Here is a 15,501-nt window from a genome sequence, read left to right on the forward strand (position 1 = left end):
GGGAGGCGCTTCCATGCTGCAAGCCGCGAGCCAGCCGATCGACGATAGGACGTCCATAGCCGAACCCTGGTGCGCCCCCATGGTGGCGTCTGCCCCGGCGGCGCCCTTGCCGCCTGTGGCGACCAGCCCTGCCGCCAGCCGCTATGGCGCGCGGTCCCGGCCTAATCTTACCGCTGTCGTCGCCATATTGGCGGTGCATGCGCTGGCGCTCGGCGCGTTGATCCAGGTGCGCCATCAGGCCCAGCGCGTGGAGGTCGCGAAGCTGACGGTGGTGAACCTGTCGCCGCCACCTCCGCCTCCGCCGCCCGCATCGGAAACGCCACTTCCACCGCCCTCCGCGCCGCAGGTGGTCGCGTCCCCGCCGATCGTGCAGACGCCGACCCCGCCTGCGCCGGTCGTCCAGACCTCGCCCGATCCCGTCCCGGTTCCTACGCCCGCGCCGACCGTGGCCGTCTCACCGGGGCCGCCTGCGCCCGTCGCCGCGCCTACGGCAACGCCGAGCCTGGTGCAGAATGGCGACCTTGGCACGCAGATGGTCGCGGGCAAGCCGCCGCGATATCCGGTCGAAAGCCGCCGCAAGCATGAGCAGGGCACGGTCGTGCTGACCCTCATTCTGGCGGTCGACGGCGGCGTGGAAAGCATCGTCGTCAGCCAGAGCAGCGGATCGCCCCGGCTGGACGAGGCCGCCCGCGACGCGGTGAAGGGCTGGCGCTGGAAGCCTACGATCCGCGGTGGCCAGCCGGTGCGGGTCAAGGGCGTGGTCGAAATCCCCTTCATCCTGCGCACCCAATCCGCCTGACGGACGCGCCTTTGCCATGTTGATCGCCATAGCCGACCTGATCGACGCCGCGGGCGTCGCCGCCATCCGCGCCGTCATCGACGCGGGCGCATGGGTGGACGGCAATATCACCTCTGGCCACCAGTCCGCGCTTGCCAAGCGCAACCTGCAATTGCCCGAAGATTGCGATGCGGCCAAGCAGGCCGGGCAGATGGTGCTGGACGCGTTGGGCCGGTCGCCTTTGTTCATCGCCGCTGCGCTGCCGCTTAAAATCTTTCCACCCCTCTTCAACAGCTATGCGGGTGGGCAGAAATTCGGCGTGCATGTCGACAATGCCGTCCGCATCCAGGCCGGAACCGGCTTTCGCGTGCGATCCGACCTGTCGATCACCGTCTTTCTGGAAGAACCCGACGCCTATGATGGCGGGGAACTGACGATCGAGACGCAGTTCGGGGTGCAGCAGGTGAAGCTGCCAGCGGGCCATGCGGTGCTCTATCCCTCTTCATCGCTGCACCGGGTCGAACCGGTGACGCGGGGACGACGGGTGGCGAGTTTCTTCTGGTTGCAGTCGATGGTCCGCGACGATGGGGCACGGCAGATGCTGTTCGACCTCGATCGCAGCGTACAGGGCGTGGCGGCGGCGATGGGGCAGGATCATGACGAAGTGATCCGCCTGACCGGCGTCTATCATAATCTGCTGCGACGCTGGGCCGACACCTGACGGGCGATTGGACGCGATGAAAGCGTGAGGATCAGGCGTGCTAAACCGCCTCTACCTGCAACATCGTTCCTTCCGCACCTACGATGCGCACCCTGGCGCCGACATCCGCGTCGGCACCACGCGCGCTCCATACGCTGTCGCCCACGCGGACACGGCCTTCGCCGCCGGTAATCGGATCGACCACGATGACGGTCTGGCCGATCAGGCGGGCGGTGCGATCGTTGAGCAGGGGGTCGGTGGAGGCGACGGGATTGTCCACATACCAGCGACGACCGGCATAGACGGCCGCGACGCTGAGCGCGGCGAACAGCAGGAACTGAAACGGGAGCGCGATCGGCAGGGCCAGAGCGACAAGGCCGGTGATGGCCGCGGCGATCGCGATCCAGATGAGGAAGACGCCGGGCAGCATGACTTCGGCGATGCCCAGCAATGCGGCGAAGACGAGCCAGCCCCAATGGTCCTGGAGGTGGGAGAGAGTGGCGATCATGGGGTGGGCGTCCGTGAGCCGATGTTCGCGCGGAAGCGGGGTTGGAGAGGGCAGCAACTCCCTGTACCCCGGCGCAGGCCGGGGTCCAGAACCATGGTAGCAACTGGACCCCGGCCTTCGCCGGGGAACAGGTCAGGGATGATGAACCTGTCCACCCGCATCACCCCTGGCTCTGGCCGAAGGGGTTGGGGCGGGTGCGGGGGGCTGGCGGCGGGGTTGGCGTGGGCATGCCGTCGTTGCCGAGCGCATCCTTGGCAAGCTGGCCGATACCGCCCAGCGTGCCGATCAACTGGGTCGCTTCGACCGGGAAGAGGATGGTCTTGGCATTGGGGCTGGTTGCGAACTGGCTGACCGCCTCGACATATTTTTGCGCGATGAAATAATTGAGCGCTTGCGGATTGCCCGCGCTGATCGCTTCGGACACCATCTGCGTCGCTTTGGCTTCCGCCTCCGCTTCGCGCTCGCGGGCTTCGGCGTCGCGGAAAGCGGCTTCGCGGCGGCCTTCGGCTTGCAGGATCTGACCCTGTTTTTCGCCCTCCGCGCGCAGGATTTCCGCCGCCCGGGCGCCTTCTGCGTCCAGGATGTTGGCGCGCTTTTCGCGCTCCGCCTTCATCTGGCGGCCCATGGCGTTGACGATGTCGGCGGGCGGGCGGATGTCTTTCAACTCCACGCGGGTGATCTTGATGCCCCAGGCGTTGGTCGCATGATCCACGACCGACAACAGGCGGGCGTTGATTTCGTCACGCTTGGACAGGGTTTCGTCCAGGTCGAGCGACCCCATGACCGTGCGCAGGTTGGTGGTGGCCAGCTGCATGATCGCGACATAGAGTTCGGATACTTCATAGGCCGCCTTAGCCGGGTCGAGCACCTGGAAGAAGACCACGCCGTCGACCGACACCATGGCGTTATCCTTGGTGATGATTTCCTGCCCCGGAATATCGACCACCTGCTCCATCATGTTGATCTTGCGACCTACGCTATAGAAGAAGGCCGGGTAGAAATTGAGGCCCGGCTTGGCGACTTCGGTGAAACGGCCGAAGCGTTCGATCGTATATTGATAGCCCTGCCGCACCACCTTAACGCTGACCGCCAGGTAGAAGAGGACGAGGCCCGTAAGCGTCAAGGCAAAGGTCGTCAGCATCATATTCTCCCGAAACCGGGTTGGACTATGCGCCTTATTCGTTAACGGGGGAAGTCAAACCGAGGAGTATTCCATGTTGCTGCGTCATGCCCGATCGCTGTTGTTCCTGCCCGCGTCCAATGCCCGCGCGATCGCCAAGGCGCGGACCTTGCCGTGCGACATGGTAATATTGGACCTGGAGGACGCTGTGCCCGACGACGCCAAAGAGGCCGCGCGGGCAGGCGCGGTCGAGGCAATGGGCGAAGGCTTTGGCGGCCGGTTGGCGGCGGTGCGGATCAATGTGGCGGGGACGCCGTGGCACGGGGTGGAGATGGTGGCGCTCAAAGGCAGTCGCGCGGACTATGTGGTGCTGCCCAAGGTGGAGACGGGGCGGCAGGTGCGCGATGTCTATAGCGTGTGCCAGAAGCCGGTGATCGCGATGATCGAAAGCGCGCGCGGCGTGCTGGCCGCAGCGGAGATTGCGGCCGCGGAGGGCTGCGCGGCGCTGTTCATGGGCAATAACGACCTGCGCAAGGATCTGGGCATCCCGCCATCGGCCGGTCGCGGCGGGTTGTCATACGCGATGCAGGCGGTGCTGCTGGCGGCGCGGGCGGCGGGCGTCGCGGTGTTCGACGGCGTATATAACCGACTGGATGATCTCGCCGGGCTGGAAGCGGAATGTATGGAGGGCCACGCCTTGGGTTTCGACGGCAAGACGCTGATTCATCCTGCGCAGGTGGTGGTGGCGAACCAGATCTTCGGTCCCGACGCGCAGGCGTTGGCGGACGCGCGGCGGCTGATCGAGGCGGCGACCGGCGGGGCGGAGCGGTTCGACGGGCGGATGATCGAGACGATGCATGTGGAAGAGGCGAAGGCGCTGGTCGCGCGGGCTGAGGCGGTGGGGGCTTAGCATTGATGCCGTAAAGGAAAGTCCGACATAGGTCGGGCGTTGCATTATTTATGGCATCGACGTGTTGTGTTGCAGTATAGCTACACACGGTAATAAAAACGCTACATTAGGTTCCATTCGTCGCACCGTCGTTGACCAGAGCTGACAGGTGGGGCGTTTTTGCCCTCATTGAGTTCTCCCCGAACTCTAAAAAAACAGAGGGATATCATCATGCATCGTACCGCTGCTGCGGCGCGTCGGCTTCTTGCGGCCAGCGCGCTTTCGACCCTATTTGCCTGCCCTGTGATGGCGCAGGATGCCGCTTCGACAGATGACTCCGAGACGATCGTCGTGACCGGCAGCCGTATCCAGCGCAGCGATTATAACATTGCCAACCCATTGGTGACTGTAACCGCCGAGACGCTGGAGCAGGCAGGCAATGTGCAGATCATCGACACGCTGGCGCAAAACCCCGCGTTGATCAATTCGCTGGGCGGCGCGCGGACATCGGGTTCCAATAGCGATTTCGGGGCTGTCGGCGTCGCGCTGCTTGACCTGCGCGGGCTGGGCGAGAATCGCACGCTCGTACTAGTTAATGGCCGCCGTCATGTGTCGAGCCTGTCCGGTTCCGCGGCGGTCGACATCAACACCATCCCCAACGACCTTATCGAAGGCGTCGACGTGCTGACGGGCGGTGCATCCGCCATCTATGGTGCGGACGGCGTGTCAGGCGTGGTCAATTTCCGGCTGAAGCGCGATTTCGAAGGGTTCAAGGCAAGCGGTCAGATCGGCATTTCCAGCCGGGGCGATGCCGGACAGCGCTATGGTTCGGTAACCTATGGCAAGAATTTCAGCGACGGGCGCGGCAACATCGCGCTGTCTTACGAATTTCGCGAACAGGACCGTTTGAGCAGCTTCAACCGGGAGCGGACCGGCAATCCGCTTAAAACCTACGGCATCGTGCGCGATCCGGCTGACATCCCCGACGATCCCAATGTGCCCGACCGCCGACCGTTCAACAATCTACGCTATGCCGACAGTTCGCTAGGTGGCGCGGTCGATGTCGATCTTGACGGCATTCCGGATTTCACCGGCGAGGGCAAGGTCTATGATCGCGGCCTGTTGCTGCCGTCGTCGGGCGGCCTGACGCAGGGTGGGGACAGCACGCCGCTGGCCGGCTATCAGGGCGACCTGCAGGCCTATAACCGGGTGCATAATTTCAACCTGCTGTCGCATTACGACTTCAGCGATGCAGTGAAATTTTTCTTTGAAGCCAAATATGTGAAGAACAAGACCAGCACGGTGTCGCAGCCGTCGTTCGACTTCTTCACTTATCTGACGCCCGACAACGCCTATTTGCAGGATCGGTTCGGCGCGCTTGCACCGGACGGCGCGCTGATTTCGCGCGACAATTTCGACATGGGCGTGCGCGGCGAGAGGAATGAGCGCGAAACGATGCGCTTCGTGGGCGGGTTCGAGGGAGCGATTTCCGATCACGCCCGCTATGAATTGTCCTATGTATTCGGCCAGACCAAGTCGAAGGTGCTGCTGACCGACTATCGCATCGGCGACCGTTATTGGGCGGCGATCGATGCGGTACGCGATCCGGCGACCGGCCAGATCGTCTGCCGGTCGGACCTGGACCCGACGGCCAACATCAATCCTGACAATTATGATGCCCCCGCAACGACCTTCACGCCGGGCGCAGGCAGCGGTTGCCAGCCGCTCAACCTGCTGGGCAATGGCGCGCCTAGCCAGGCGGCGCTCGATTGGGTCAATACGGATATCTTGAACCGGGCCAGGCTTCAGCAGCATGTCGTATCTGGATCTATCTCTGGTGATTTCGGTCAGTTCTTCGAACTGCCGGGCGGCCCGATCGGCTTCGCGCTAGGCGCCGAATATCGCAAGGAAAAGAGCCGCTTCGTCACCGACGAGCTGTTGCAGCAAGGTGCATTGGCGGATTTCTCGGTACAATTGCCCGAAAAGGGCAGCTTCGATGTGAAGGAAATCTTCGGCGAATTGTCGGTGCCGGTGCTCAAGGACGTGCCGTTTGCCCACACCCTGTCCTTCGGCGCGGCGGTGCGGCTGTCTGATTATTCGACCGTCGGCAAAACCACGACCTGGAAGGTGGACGGCACCTATGCGCCGATCCCCGACATCACCTTCCGCGGTACATTGTCCGAAGCGGTGCGTGCACCTAACATCACCGAGTTATTCGCACCGCGCAATGGCGGTTTCTCATTCATCGGCGATCCGTGCGACCCCGTCTATATTGGTGAAGGGACGCAATATCGTGTCGCCAACTGCCAGGCAACGCTGGCCGCCGCTGGCCTGACACCGGGCCAGATCGCCGCATTCAACCCGGAAAATGATCCGACCGCAACTGTCAGCCTGCCGGGCAATTCCGGCGGCAATCGCAACCTGCAGGAAGAAACGGCACGGACATGGACGGCCGGCACCGTTCTGCGCCCACGCTTCATTCCTGGCCTGATCGCGTCATTCGACTGGTATGACATCAAGATCAAGAATGCGATCAGCACGCCGACGGCGGAAGAACTGGCCGGCCTGTGCGTCGATCAGCCGACGCTGGACAATGTCTATTGCCAGAATATCAGCCGCGCAAACGGTACAGGCTTCATCAACGGCTATTTCGTCCAGCCGCAAAATGTTGCTAATTTCCGTACCGCTGGCGCCGACATGAAGCTGAACTACAGCTTCAACACGGCGAAGGCGGGGGCGTTCAGCATCTCGCTGGTCGGTGGCTATCTCGACAAGTTGCAGTTCATTGCTACGCCTGGTGCCGAGGTCAACATCGACCGCGAGGAAGCCTATTTCCCTAAATGGAATGCCACCGGCGACATCACCTGGAAGATGGACAAGCTAACCATCAACTATGGTGTCAGCTGGTTTAGCAAGACGCGCCGCTATACGATCGAACAGACCGATGCCAATCCGGATATCGCCGAGGCGAAATATCTGCGGTATAAGGAAAAGTGGCAGCACGATCTGTATGTGGCCTATGATGTAGACGAACGGTTCCGCTTCTATGTCGGCGCGAACAACCTGTTCGACCAACAGCCGTCGATCGCATCGTCCAACTATCCGGTCAGCTATGTCGGCCGCTATATGTATGCGGGCGCCAAGATCACGATGTAATGTGACCAAGGTAATGTAGATGCGGATAAGGGGCGGATTATCCGCCCCTTTTTGGTGGTCCGCTTCGTCCTGATTGCTCCGTGCTGGATGTGCTGAGCGTATCGCCATGGAACGGACGCCTTCCCAAGACATTGGCGCTGCAGCAGGGAGTGTTGCATGACCTATGATGACCGAATGACCCTTTTGGCGCGGGTCGGGTTCGCCGCGCGGGGGATGGTCTATATATTGATCGGGTGGTTCGCGCTGGACGTGGCGGTCAATGGTGGGCAGCCCATGGACAATCAGGGCGCGCTGGGTACGCTGGCGGGAGCGCCGTTGGGTCATGCCCTGCTGGCGATCTGCGCGATCGGGTTTGTCGGTTATGCAATCTGGCGGCTGACTGAAGCGATCACCGATCCGGAAAATCGCAGCCGCGACCTGAAGGGCCGGTTCGAGCGGGCGGGTTATGCCGTGAGCGGGATCACCCATATCATGCTGGCGACCGCCGCCGCGCGCCTGGCGCTCAAGCAGACGTCGGCGCAGGGGAGCAGCCCGGGCGACCAGAGCGCGGAAAGCTGGTCGGGATGGCTGCTGGCGCAGCCGGGTGGCACGGCGATGTTGATCGTCGTCAGCTGCGGTTTCTTCGCGGTCGCTGCGGCGCAGGCGATCAAGGCTTATAAAGCGCGGTTCGACGAACTGGATGCGCAGGTGCCTGCACCCCATTATGTGCGGTGGATCGGGCGGTGTGGTTATGCGGCGCGGGCGGTGATCTTTGCGATCATCGGCTGGTTCCTGATCATGGCGGCGACAAACCATGACGCCGATCGCGCGGGTGGCCTAGGCGAAGCATTGAAGCAGTTACGTGCGCAACCCGAAGGAGCGGCGATCCTGGGCATCGTCGCGTTCGGGCTGGCCTTGTTCGGTCTGTTCAGCCTGATCGAGGCGCGTTACCGCCGGATCAAGGTGCGCAAGCCGGGCTTTCTGTGAACGCGTACCTATTCCGTCAGGCTGGCTTGTGCTGGACGGTCAGGAAATAATCGATCGCCTTGTTGGCCGACAGGGTGAAGCCGCGTCCCGGATCGAAAGCCAGGCCGCTGCTGTCGGTAACGGCGAGGCCTGCCTGATCCAGCAGAGCGGTCAGTTCGTCGGGCGTCAGGAATTTATGCCAGTCGTGGGTGCCCTTCGGGATGCCGCCGACGCTTTCGCCGATGGTGATCATGGCGAGGCGGGACAGTGGCGTGCGATTGGGGGTGGAGAGGATCATGACGCCGCCGGGCGCCAGTTTGGCGGCCAGCGCGCGGATAAAGGCGGCTGGATCGGCGACATGTTCGATCACCTCCATCGAGGTGACGAGGTCGAAGCCGGTGTCGGCCAGCCCCTCCACCGGGGTGGCGCGATAGTCTATGGACAGTCCCTGGGCGGCGGCATGGGCCTGCGCGGCGGCGATATTCTCGGGCGCGGCGTCGAGGCCGGTGACGGTGGCGCCCAGCCGTGCGAGCGGTTCGGTAAGGAGCCCCGCGCCGCAGCCGACGTCGAGCGCATGTTTGCCCGTCAGCGGACGGAACGCCTGCGCCTGGCCCGGCCAGCGCTGGTCGATCGCGGCGCGGATATAGCGCAGACGCACGGGGTTGAGCTTATGCAGCATCGCGCTGGAGCCGTCGGGGTTCCACCAGTCGGCGGCCATGGTGCCGAAATGAGCGGCTTCCTTCGGGTCGATCGTGGCGGTGGTTTCGGTCATGATGCGCCTTGGTATATGATCCCCAGAAATAAGAACTGTCCTTCGACATGCTCAGGGTGAACGGGGAGGGGTGGTTTCGATTGTCCTGGTGCCGCTTTTTAGCAGGCTACGGACAGGAGGCAAATGGACCGATACCGTTGAAGCCAAAAGAGTGAGCGCCGGTGTGCTGTGGCGCATATGGCAGGATTGCTTGCCATCTGCGCCGCGACTGCTAATAGGAGCGCCGTTTGGCCCTTTTGGGACATTTTCTTTCATAACTACAGGCAGGCTCGACACACACATGGCGCGCATCGTGATGAAATTCGGCGGCACCTCCATGGCGGGGATGGAGCGAATTCGCAACGTGGCGGCGCGCGTCAAACATGTCGTGAGCCAGGGCCATGAAGTGGCGGTCGTGGTGTCGGCCATGGCGGGCGAGACGGACCGGCTGGTGGGCTTCTGCAAGGAAGCATCGGCGCTCTACGATCCGGCCGAATATGATGTCGTCGTCGCGGCGGGCGAGCAGATCACCAGCGGGCTGCTGGCGATGACATTGAAAGCCATGGACGTGGATGCGCGCAGCTGGCTCGGCTGGCAATTGCCGATCCGCACGATCGAGGCCCATGCCAAGGCGCGGGTCAGCGACATCGACACGTTGGACCTGCTGGCGTCGATGCGGTCGGGCACCGTCGCGGTAATCCCCGGTTTCCAGGGCATGATGGCCGACGGGCGGGTATCAACGCTGGGTCGTGGCGGGTCCGACACGTCGGCGGTCGCGGTGGCCGCGGCGATAAAGGCGGATCGTTGCGACATCTATACCGACGTCGATGGCGTCTATACCACGGACCCGCGGATCGTGGCGCGCGCGCGCAAGCTGGACCTAGTCACTTACGAGGAGATGCTGGAACTGGCGTCGGTTGGCGCCAAGGTGTTGCAGACGCGCTCGGTGGGCCTGGCTATGAAGGAGGGCGTGGTGGTGCAGGTGCTGTCGTCCTTCGACGATCCCACGCAGCAGGATTTGCCCGGCACGCTGATCGTCAGCGACGCGGAACTGGAAGCCAAGCTCAAGGAAGACAAGATGGAACGTCAACTCATCACCGGCATCGCCCATGACAAGAATGAGGCGAAGATCATCGTGACCCGCGTGCCCGACAAGCCCGGCGCAGTCGCCAGCATCTTCACGCCCTTGGCCGACGCGGCGATTAATGTCGACATGATCATCCAGAATGACAGCAAGGACAATGAAGAGACGGATGTCACCTTCACCGTCCCGCGCGCGGACCTGGCCCGCAGCGTCGATATCTTGGAAGCCAATAAGGATGCGATCGGTTTCCGCCGCATCATCACGGATACCGAAGTCGCCAAGATCAGCGTTGTGGGTGTGGGCATGCGCAGCCATGCGGGCGTGGCGGCGACCATGTTCAAGACGCTGGCCGAACGCGGCATCAATATCGAGGCGATCTCCACCAGCGAGATCAAGGTGTCGGTGCTGATCGACGAGGATGAGACGGAACTGGCGGTGCGTGTGTTGCATACCGCTTACGGTCTGGACGCGCCGGTGGCATAAATTCTATTCCCCTCCCCGTTAGGGAGGGGCTAGGGGTGGGTGCGAGCGAAGCGAGCCTGCTCCCCGGTGATGGCTCGGAGCGCCGCTGTGCGGCGCACCCACCCCAACCCCTCCCTTGAAAGGGAGGGGCTTTTTTGGTTTTGAACGGAATGAATATGACCCACGCCAAACTCACGTCCCTGATGGCCCGCGGCGCGGAATTTTTCGGGTGCGAGAGCGCGATCCTGTGTGGGGCGATGAGCTGGGTCAGCGAACGGCATCTGGTGTCGGCAATCTCCAACGCCGGCGGCTTTGGCGTGATCGCATGCGGGGCGATGACGCCCGAATTGCTGGACGCGGAGATCGCGGCGACCAAGGCGCTGACGAGCAAGCCGTTCGGCGTGAACCTGATCACCATGCATCCGCAGCTGTTCGATTTGATCGACGTGTGCGCGCGGCATGAGGTCAGCCATATCGTGCTGGCCGGAGGCCTGCCGCCCAAGGGCAGCATCGAGGCGATCAAGCAGAAGGGCGCGAAGCTGATCTGTTTTGCCCCGGCGCTGAGTTTGGCGAAGAAGCTGGTGCGGTCCGGCGTCGATGCGCTGGTGGTGGAAGGTATGGAGGCGGGCGGCCATATCGGCCCGGTGGCGACCAGCGTGCTGGCGCAGGAAATATTGCCGGAAATGGCGAGCCAAGTGCCCGTCTTCGTCGCGGGCGGCATCGGCCGGGGCGAAGCGATCGCCGCTTACCTCGAAATGGGCGCGGCGGGCGTGCAGCTGGGCACGCGCTTCGCCTGCGCGAGCGAGAGCATCGCCCATCCCAATTTCAAGAAGGCCTTCTTCCGCGCGTCGGCGCGCGACGCGATCGCCAGCGTGCAGATCGACCCGCGCCTGCCGGTGATCCCGGTGCGCGCGCTCAAGAATGTCGGCACCGAAGCCTTCACCGCCAAGCAGCGCGAAGTCGCCAACCTGCTGGACAGCGGCGCAGTCGACATGATGGAAGCGCAGCTGCAGATCGAACATTATTGGGCCGGGGCGCTGCGCAAGGCGGTGATCGATGGCGATGTCGAGGGCGGGTCGTTGATGGCGGGCCAATCGGTCGGCATGGTGACGAAGGAAGAGCCGGTTGCGGACATCATCGCGCAACTGATGGAGCAGGCTGCCACGGCTTTGGAGCGGCGAGTCGCCTAAAGGCTTGCGGCGAACCGAGGCTTAAGCATATTTCCTCCGAGCCAAATGCCCGGCATGACCGTGCGTAAAGTCCCACCGGAGAATTTGATGTTGTCATCGCGCCATATCGGCCGCCTCTCGCTCGTATCGCTGGCCGTGCTGGCGGCCTGTTCGACCCCGCCGCCATCACCGCCGCCTGCGCCGCCCCCGGTCGTGGTGCCGACCATCAAGCCGATGCCGCCGTCCAACGCGGCCCAGGGCATGAGCATTCCGGAAAAGGATGCGGACGGCAAATATCTGACCGCCAATCGCGGCGTCACGTCCAACACGGCGCTGTGGCACATCCGTATGGCGCTGAACGTCGCGGCGCTCAATTGCGACAAATATGGGCCAGTGGCGCGCAACCAGTATAACCAAATATTGTCGCTGCATAAGGTGATGCTGAACAGCGCCAATGCCGCGGTCGATCGCAATTACAGCGTCGCTTATGGCAGTTCGGGCATGGCGTCGCGCGAACGGTTGAACACCGTCGTCTATAATTTCTTCGCTCTGCCGCCGGTGATCAAGGATTTCTGCCCCGTCGCTGTGACAGTGGGGCAGAAGATCATCGCGATGCCATCGGATCAGTTGCTGGTGGCGGCGCCCGCCCTGCTGGCCGAGCTGGAAAAGCCGTTCCAGGAATTTTACGCGGCCTATGCCGATTATCTGCGGCGGCTGGCCGAATGGCAGTCGCGGTTCGGCGCGACGGTGACGGTGGTCGTATCGCCCACGCCGCTGCCGCCGCCGCCGATCCCACCGGGCGAAGCGCCGCCCAAGGGATGGTCGCCCAGTTACAAGAGTACGCTAGAGGCCAGTCCGCCACCTGCCACGGGCATGACGCCGTCCACTCCTGTCGCGGGCGCGCCGGGCGCTACCCTGTCCGGGCCGCCTGCGCCGACCCGGACCTTGCCGGACAATAGCGAACCCAAGCTGGTCGTGCAGCCTTTGCCCACGACGCAGGAATAAGCGTCAGTCGCGCGCGTCGAATTGGGCGCGCGCGGCTTCGACGGTGTCGAGGTGGCGCGCCGCCCAGACCCATACGCCGCAAAAGGCGGCGCTAAGACTGTTGCCGAGCGGGGTCAGCGCATAATCGACATGCGGTGGTACGACGGGATGAACGGTGCGGGTGAGCAGGCCGTCGCGCTCCATCTGGCGCAACGTCTGGGTCAGCATCTTCTGGCTAATCCCCTCCACCTCCCGGCCGATCTGGGTGAAACGCAGCGTCCCCTTTTCTTCCAGCGCCTCCAGCACCAGCAGCGTCCATTTGTCGGCGATCCGGCCGATCAACTCATTGACCAGCCTTTCGACCCGCGGATCGACGTCGGCCGACTCATCATTCGCCAGATAGCGTTCCGCCTGGGCGATATCATCGGCGGCAAAGCGGTTCTGCAACGATTTTTCCATTTCTAACCTTTGGGTGACTACGGCACTTTGCAGTGCCTACTTTCTAAAAGAGAGCGTAGCGTTAAATTGAGGAGGAAGCCAATTCAAAGGAGCCGATCCCATGCGCAATTCAGGTAACACCATCCTCATCACCGGCGGCGGTTCAGGCATTGGCGCGGCGTGGGCGCACGCGCTGTATGAGGCGGGCAATCAGGTGATCATCGCGGGACGGCGGCAGGACGCGCTGGACGCGGTCGTTGCTGCGCATCCCGGCATGGCGGCGATGACGCTGGACATGGAAGACCCCGAGGCGATCGTGGCCTTCGCAAACAAGCTGATCGCAGACTTCCCGGCATTGAACGCGGTGCTGCTGAACGCGGGCATCATGGTGGCGGAAGAGAAGATCGACCTGGCCATAGCGGAGGCGACGATCGCCACCAATTTGCTGGGGCCAATCCGCCTGGCCCACGCCTTGTTGCCGCATCTGGAGGCGCAGCCGGCAGCGACGATCCTGACCGTATCGTCGGGGCTGGCCTTCGTGCCGCTGGCGGCGACGCCAACCTATAGCGCGACCAAGGCGGCGATCCATGGCTGGTCGCTGGCAATGCGCGAGCAATTGAAGGGCGGCAGTGTCGAGGTGGTGGAAATCGTGCCGCCCGGCGTGCAGACCGACCTGATGCCAGGCCACGCGCAGAATAACGATATGATGAAGCTGGCGGACTTCATCGCCGAAACGATGGCGTTGCTACAGCAGGAGCCGACGCCGCCCGAAATCCATGTCGAGCGGGTGAAGTTTCTGAGCGAGGCGACACAGCGCGGCGACTTCGCGCAGGTGTTCGCGATGCTGAACGGCGCGCATTAAGGCGCGCCTGGGCGCTAAGCACTGACCATGTTCGGTGCCTTGGGCGGGAGGGGAAGAGAGCCGCAAAGCGTTCGGCCAGCGCCTCATCCCCCTCCACCGTCAGCGCGCCCGCCATGTCGGCATAGCGCGCGCCGCCATAGACGACCGCGACCAGCGCATTCTGGTCGCCGCTGATGATCGCGTCCGCACCTGCGGCGTCGCCCCGGTCGATCAGGAAATCGCCGTCCTTCAACGTGGCGCGAAACTCTTCCTCGCCGAAGCGGAAGCCGATAGTGGCGTTAAGGTCGCCGATGCGGCTGCGGTCGATCATCGTGCGCAGCGACAGCACCACCGATACTTGGCTCATCGGCTTGCCCGGCTCCATCGTCGGGGACCGGGCGGCCCAGCGGCCCAGCACCTGAAACACTATCTCCGATTCGCGGCCCCAGTCGGTCAGTTCGTAAATCTGGCTGGCGGCGGGCGGGGGCAGGCGGCGGCGGATGAGGATGCTGGCCGCTTCCAACTCCTCCAGCCTTTGCGTCAGCACATTGGCGCTGATGCCCGGGAGGCCGGTGCGTAGATCGGTGAAGCGCTTTGGCCCCAGCATCAGTTCGCGGATGACCGGCATCGCCCAGCGATCGCCGATAATGTCGAGCGCATGGGCGACGGCGCATCCGTCCTGATAAGCGCGTTTTCTGGTTATCTGACTCATTAGTTATCTTTTCTAACTTATATGTTGCATAAGGTAATCATGAGGCGCACAAAGTTCAAGTGTCGAGTCGGCCCGTCGAGACGATGGCCGACCCACTTGCAGGAGATGCGCGATGTCCAACCCAGCCTTTGCCAAGATGATCTTCGTCAATCTGCCGGTTCGTGACCTGCCCGCCTCCATCGCTTTTTATGAAGCGGTGGGTGCGGTGCGGAACGATGATTTCGCGGATGACAGTTCGCAGATGATCAGCTTTTCCGATACGATCCATGCCATGCTGCTGACGCACGAGCGGTTTTCCGGCTTTACCAGCCGACCGATTTCGAATGCGCAGGACAGCGTCCAGATGGGACTGGCATTGTCGGAAATCAGCCGGGAAGCGGTGGACGATGTCGTTGACCGGGCGTTGGCGGCGGGCGGGACGGAGCCTAATCCGCCGCAGGATCATGGCTTTATGTACGGCCGGGGCTTTGCCGACCTGGACGGGCATATGTGGGACAGTTTCTGGATGGATACGCAAGCGGCGGTTGCAGCCAATAAGGGCGAACATACCGCAGCCTGAACGATCACAAGAAGGAGAGACACGATGGCCTATATGGACGGTTTCGTAATCCCGGTGCCCAAGGGCAATAAGGACCGCTACAAGGAGGTGGCCGCTTATGCCGCGCCGATCTTCATGGAATATGGCGCGACGCGCGTCGTGGAGTGTTGGGGCAGCGACATCAAAGTCGGCAAGACCAATGATTTCCGCACCGCCGTGATCGCGGAAGAGGAGGAAGAAGTCGTCTTCTCCTGGATCGAATGGCCCGACAAGGCGACGCGTGACGCTGGCGCGGAAAAAGTCATGAAGGATGAACGCATGCAGCCCAAGGAGGGCGAGCCGATGCCCTTTTCGGGCGCGCGGATGATCTATGGCGGGTTCGAGGTTTTGCTGGACGTGAAAGCGTAGGCAGAACGGATTGCAATT

15 protein-coding genes and 1 pseudogene are annotated in these 15,501 nt (G+C 62.9%); 11 read left to right on the forward strand and 5 right to left on the reverse strand.

Going from position 1 to position 15,501, the window contains the following annotated elements:
- Positions 1–13: 13 nt before the first annotated feature.
- Both U5A89_RS06600 and U5A89_RS06605 read left to right on the forward strand, forming a co-directional pair.
- Positions 14–799, forward strand: a complete 786-nt coding sequence (locus U5A89_RS06600) for an energy transducer TonB (protein ID WP_445190632.1) — start codon at positions 14–16, stop codon at positions 797–799.
- A gap of 16 nt (positions 800–815) precedes the next feature.
- Positions 816–1,499, forward strand: a complete 684-nt coding sequence (locus U5A89_RS06605; protein WP_338160401.1) for a Fe2+-dependent dioxygenase — start codon at positions 816–818, stop codon at positions 1,497–1,499.
- A 40-nt stretch (positions 1,500–1,539) separates the two neighbouring features.
- On the opposite strand, the gene U5A89_RS06610 is transcribed toward U5A89_RS06605, so the two are convergent.
- A complete protein-coding gene (locus U5A89_RS06610; protein ID WP_338160402.1) occupies positions 1,540–1,986 on the reverse strand; it encodes an NfeD family protein in 447 nt (148 codons plus the stop codon).
- 160 nt (positions 1,987–2,146) lie between these two features.
- The gene (locus U5A89_RS06615) at positions 2,147–3,127 is read right to left on the reverse strand and encodes an SPFH domain-containing protein (protein WP_338160403.1); all 981 of its coding nucleotides are present in this window, start codon (positions 3,125–3,127) and stop codon (positions 2,147–2,149) included.
- Positions 3,128–3,200: 73 nt separating this feature from the next.
- Here U5A89_RS06615 and U5A89_RS06620 point away from each other — a divergent pair, with 73 nt between their 5' ends.
- The 3 genes from U5A89_RS06620 (at position 3,201) to U5A89_RS06630 (ending at position 8,117) form a co-directional block, all read left to right on the forward strand.
- Entirely contained in the window at positions 3,201–4,016 is an 816-nt protein-coding gene (locus U5A89_RS06620) for an HpcH/HpaI aldolase/citrate lyase family protein (protein ID WP_338160404.1), read from the forward strand.
- Positions 4,017–4,226: 210 nt separating this feature from the next.
- Entirely contained in the window at positions 4,227–7,151 is a 2,925-nt protein-coding gene (locus U5A89_RS06625; protein WP_338160405.1) for a TonB-dependent receptor plug domain-containing protein, read from the forward strand.
- Between the two features lie 156 nt (positions 7,152–7,307).
- On the forward strand, positions 7,308–8,117 hold the full coding sequence (locus tag U5A89_RS06630; protein WP_338160406.1) for a DUF1206 domain-containing protein: 810 nt from the start codon (positions 7,308–7,310) through the stop codon (positions 8,115–8,117).
- A gap of 16 nt (positions 8,118–8,133) precedes the next feature.
- On the opposite strand, the gene ubiG is transcribed toward U5A89_RS06630, so the two are convergent.
- Positions 8,134–8,868, reverse strand: coding sequence for a bifunctional 2-polyprenyl-6-hydroxyphenol methylase/3-demethylubiquinol 3-O-methyltransferase UbiG (gene ubiG / locus U5A89_RS06635; RefSeq protein WP_338160407.1), 735 nt, complete (start codon positions 8,866–8,868; stop codon positions 8,134–8,136).
- 280 nt (positions 8,869–9,148) lie between these two features.
- On the opposite strand from ubiG, the gene U5A89_RS06640 reads away from it, so the two are divergent.
- The 3 genes from U5A89_RS06640 to U5A89_RS06650 all read left to right on the forward strand — a co-directional run bounded on the left by U5A89_RS06640 (position 9,149) and on the right by U5A89_RS06650 (position 12,567).
- Complete coding sequence (locus U5A89_RS06640; RefSeq protein ID WP_338160408.1) at positions 9,149–10,414, forward strand: aspartate kinase; 1,266 nt, start codon at positions 9,149–9,151, stop codon at positions 10,412–10,414.
- Between the two features lie 155 nt (positions 10,415–10,569).
- The gene (locus U5A89_RS06645; RefSeq protein ID WP_338160409.1) at positions 10,570–11,583 is read left to right on the forward strand and encodes an NAD(P)H-dependent flavin oxidoreductase; all 1,014 of its coding nucleotides are present in this window, start codon (positions 10,570–10,572) and stop codon (positions 11,581–11,583) included.
- Between the two features lie 54 nt (positions 11,584–11,637).
- Positions 11,638–12,567 (forward strand): hypothetical protein, encoded by a 930-nt coding sequence (locus U5A89_RS06650; RefSeq protein ID WP_338160410.1) that lies wholly within the window; start codon positions 11,638–11,640, stop codon positions 12,565–12,567.
- 3 nt (positions 12,568–12,570) lie between these two features.
- On the opposite strand, the gene U5A89_RS06655 is transcribed toward U5A89_RS06650, so the two are convergent.
- Positions 12,571–13,005 (reverse strand): winged helix-turn-helix transcriptional regulator, encoded by a 435-nt coding sequence (locus U5A89_RS06655; protein WP_338160411.1) that lies wholly within the window; start codon positions 13,003–13,005, stop codon positions 12,571–12,573.
- Positions 13,006–13,105: 100 nt separating this feature from the next.
- Between U5A89_RS06655 and U5A89_RS06660 the strand changes: the two genes are divergently transcribed.
- A complete protein-coding gene (locus tag U5A89_RS06660; RefSeq protein ID WP_338160412.1) occupies positions 13,106–13,846 on the forward strand; it encodes an SDR family oxidoreductase in 741 nt (246 codons plus the stop codon).
- 112 nt (positions 13,847–13,958) lie between these two features.
- Here U5A89_RS06660 and U5A89_RS06665 read toward each other — a convergent pair.
- Positions 13,959–14,537, reverse strand: a pseudogene (locus tag U5A89_RS06665) (winged helix-turn-helix transcriptional regulator); the annotation flags it as partial.
- A gap of 112 nt (positions 14,538–14,649) precedes the next feature.
- Here U5A89_RS06665 and U5A89_RS06670 point away from each other — a divergent pair.
- Together U5A89_RS06670 and U5A89_RS06675 are read left to right on the forward strand one after the other, a co-directional pair.
- Positions 14,650–15,096 (forward strand): VOC family protein, encoded by a 447-nt coding sequence (locus tag U5A89_RS06670; protein WP_338160413.1) that lies wholly within the window; start codon positions 14,650–14,652, stop codon positions 15,094–15,096.
- 24 nt (positions 15,097–15,120) lie between these two features.
- Positions 15,121–15,483 carry a DUF1428 domain-containing protein gene (locus U5A89_RS06675; protein WP_338160414.1) on the forward strand — a complete coding sequence of 121 codons (363 nt, stop codon included), beginning with the start codon at positions 15,121–15,123 and terminating at the stop codon, positions 15,481–15,483.
- The last annotated feature ends 18 nt before the right edge of the window (positions 15,484–15,501 follow it).

This window comes from Sphingobium sp. HWE2-09 (genome assembly GCF_035989265.1).
GTDB lineage: Bacteria > Pseudomonadota > Alphaproteobacteria > Sphingomonadales > Sphingomonadaceae > Sphingobium.

Excerpts from the sequence above, each read along its gene's own strand:
- U5A89_RS06600 (WP_445190632.1), top strand. The coding sequence starts at position 14 with ATGCTGCAAGCCGCGAGCCAGCCGATCGACGATAGGACGTCCATAGCC.
- U5A89_RS06605 (WP_338160401.1), top strand. The coding sequence starts at position 816 with ATGTTGATCGCCATAGCCGACCTGATCGACGCCGCGGGCGTCGCCGCC.
- U5A89_RS06610 (WP_338160402.1), bottom strand. The coding sequence starts at position 1,986 with ATGATCGCCACTCTCTCCCACCTCCAGGACCATTGGGGCTGGCTCGTC.
- U5A89_RS06615 (WP_338160403.1), bottom strand. The coding sequence starts at position 3,127 with ATGCTGACGACCTTTGCCTTGACGCTTACGGGCCTCGTCCTCTTCTAC.
- U5A89_RS06620 (WP_338160404.1), top strand. The coding sequence starts at position 3,201 with ATGTTGCTGCGTCATGCCCGATCGCTGTTGTTCCTGCCCGCGTCCAAT.
- U5A89_RS06625 (WP_338160405.1), top strand. The coding sequence starts at position 4,227 with ATGCATCGTACCGCTGCTGCGGCGCGTCGGCTTCTTGCGGCCAGCGCG.
- U5A89_RS06630 (WP_338160406.1), top strand. The coding sequence starts at position 7,308 with ATGACCTATGATGACCGAATGACCCTTTTGGCGCGGGTCGGGTTCGCC.
- ubiG (WP_338160407.1), bottom strand. The coding sequence starts at position 8,868 with ATGACCGAAACCACCGCCACGATCGACCCGAAGGAAGCCGCTCATTTC.
- U5A89_RS06640 (WP_338160408.1), top strand. The coding sequence starts at position 9,149 with ATGGCGCGCATCGTGATGAAATTCGGCGGCACCTCCATGGCGGGGATG.
- U5A89_RS06645 (WP_338160409.1), top strand. The coding sequence starts at position 10,570 with ATGACCCACGCCAAACTCACGTCCCTGATGGCCCGCGGCGCGGAATTT.
- U5A89_RS06650 (WP_338160410.1), top strand. The coding sequence starts at position 11,638 with ATGACCGTGCGTAAAGTCCCACCGGAGAATTTGATGTTGTCATCGCGC.
- U5A89_RS06655 (WP_338160411.1), bottom strand. The coding sequence starts at position 13,005 with ATGGAAAAATCGTTGCAGAACCGCTTTGCCGCCGATGATATCGCCCAG.
- U5A89_RS06660 (WP_338160412.1), top strand. The coding sequence starts at position 13,106 with ATGCGCAATTCAGGTAACACCATCCTCATCACCGGCGGCGGTTCAGGC.
- U5A89_RS06670 (WP_338160413.1), top strand. The coding sequence starts at position 14,650 with ATGTCCAACCCAGCCTTTGCCAAGATGATCTTCGTCAATCTGCCGGTT.
- U5A89_RS06675 (WP_338160414.1), top strand. The coding sequence starts at position 15,121 with ATGGCCTATATGGACGGTTTCGTAATCCCGGTGCCCAAGGGCAATAAG.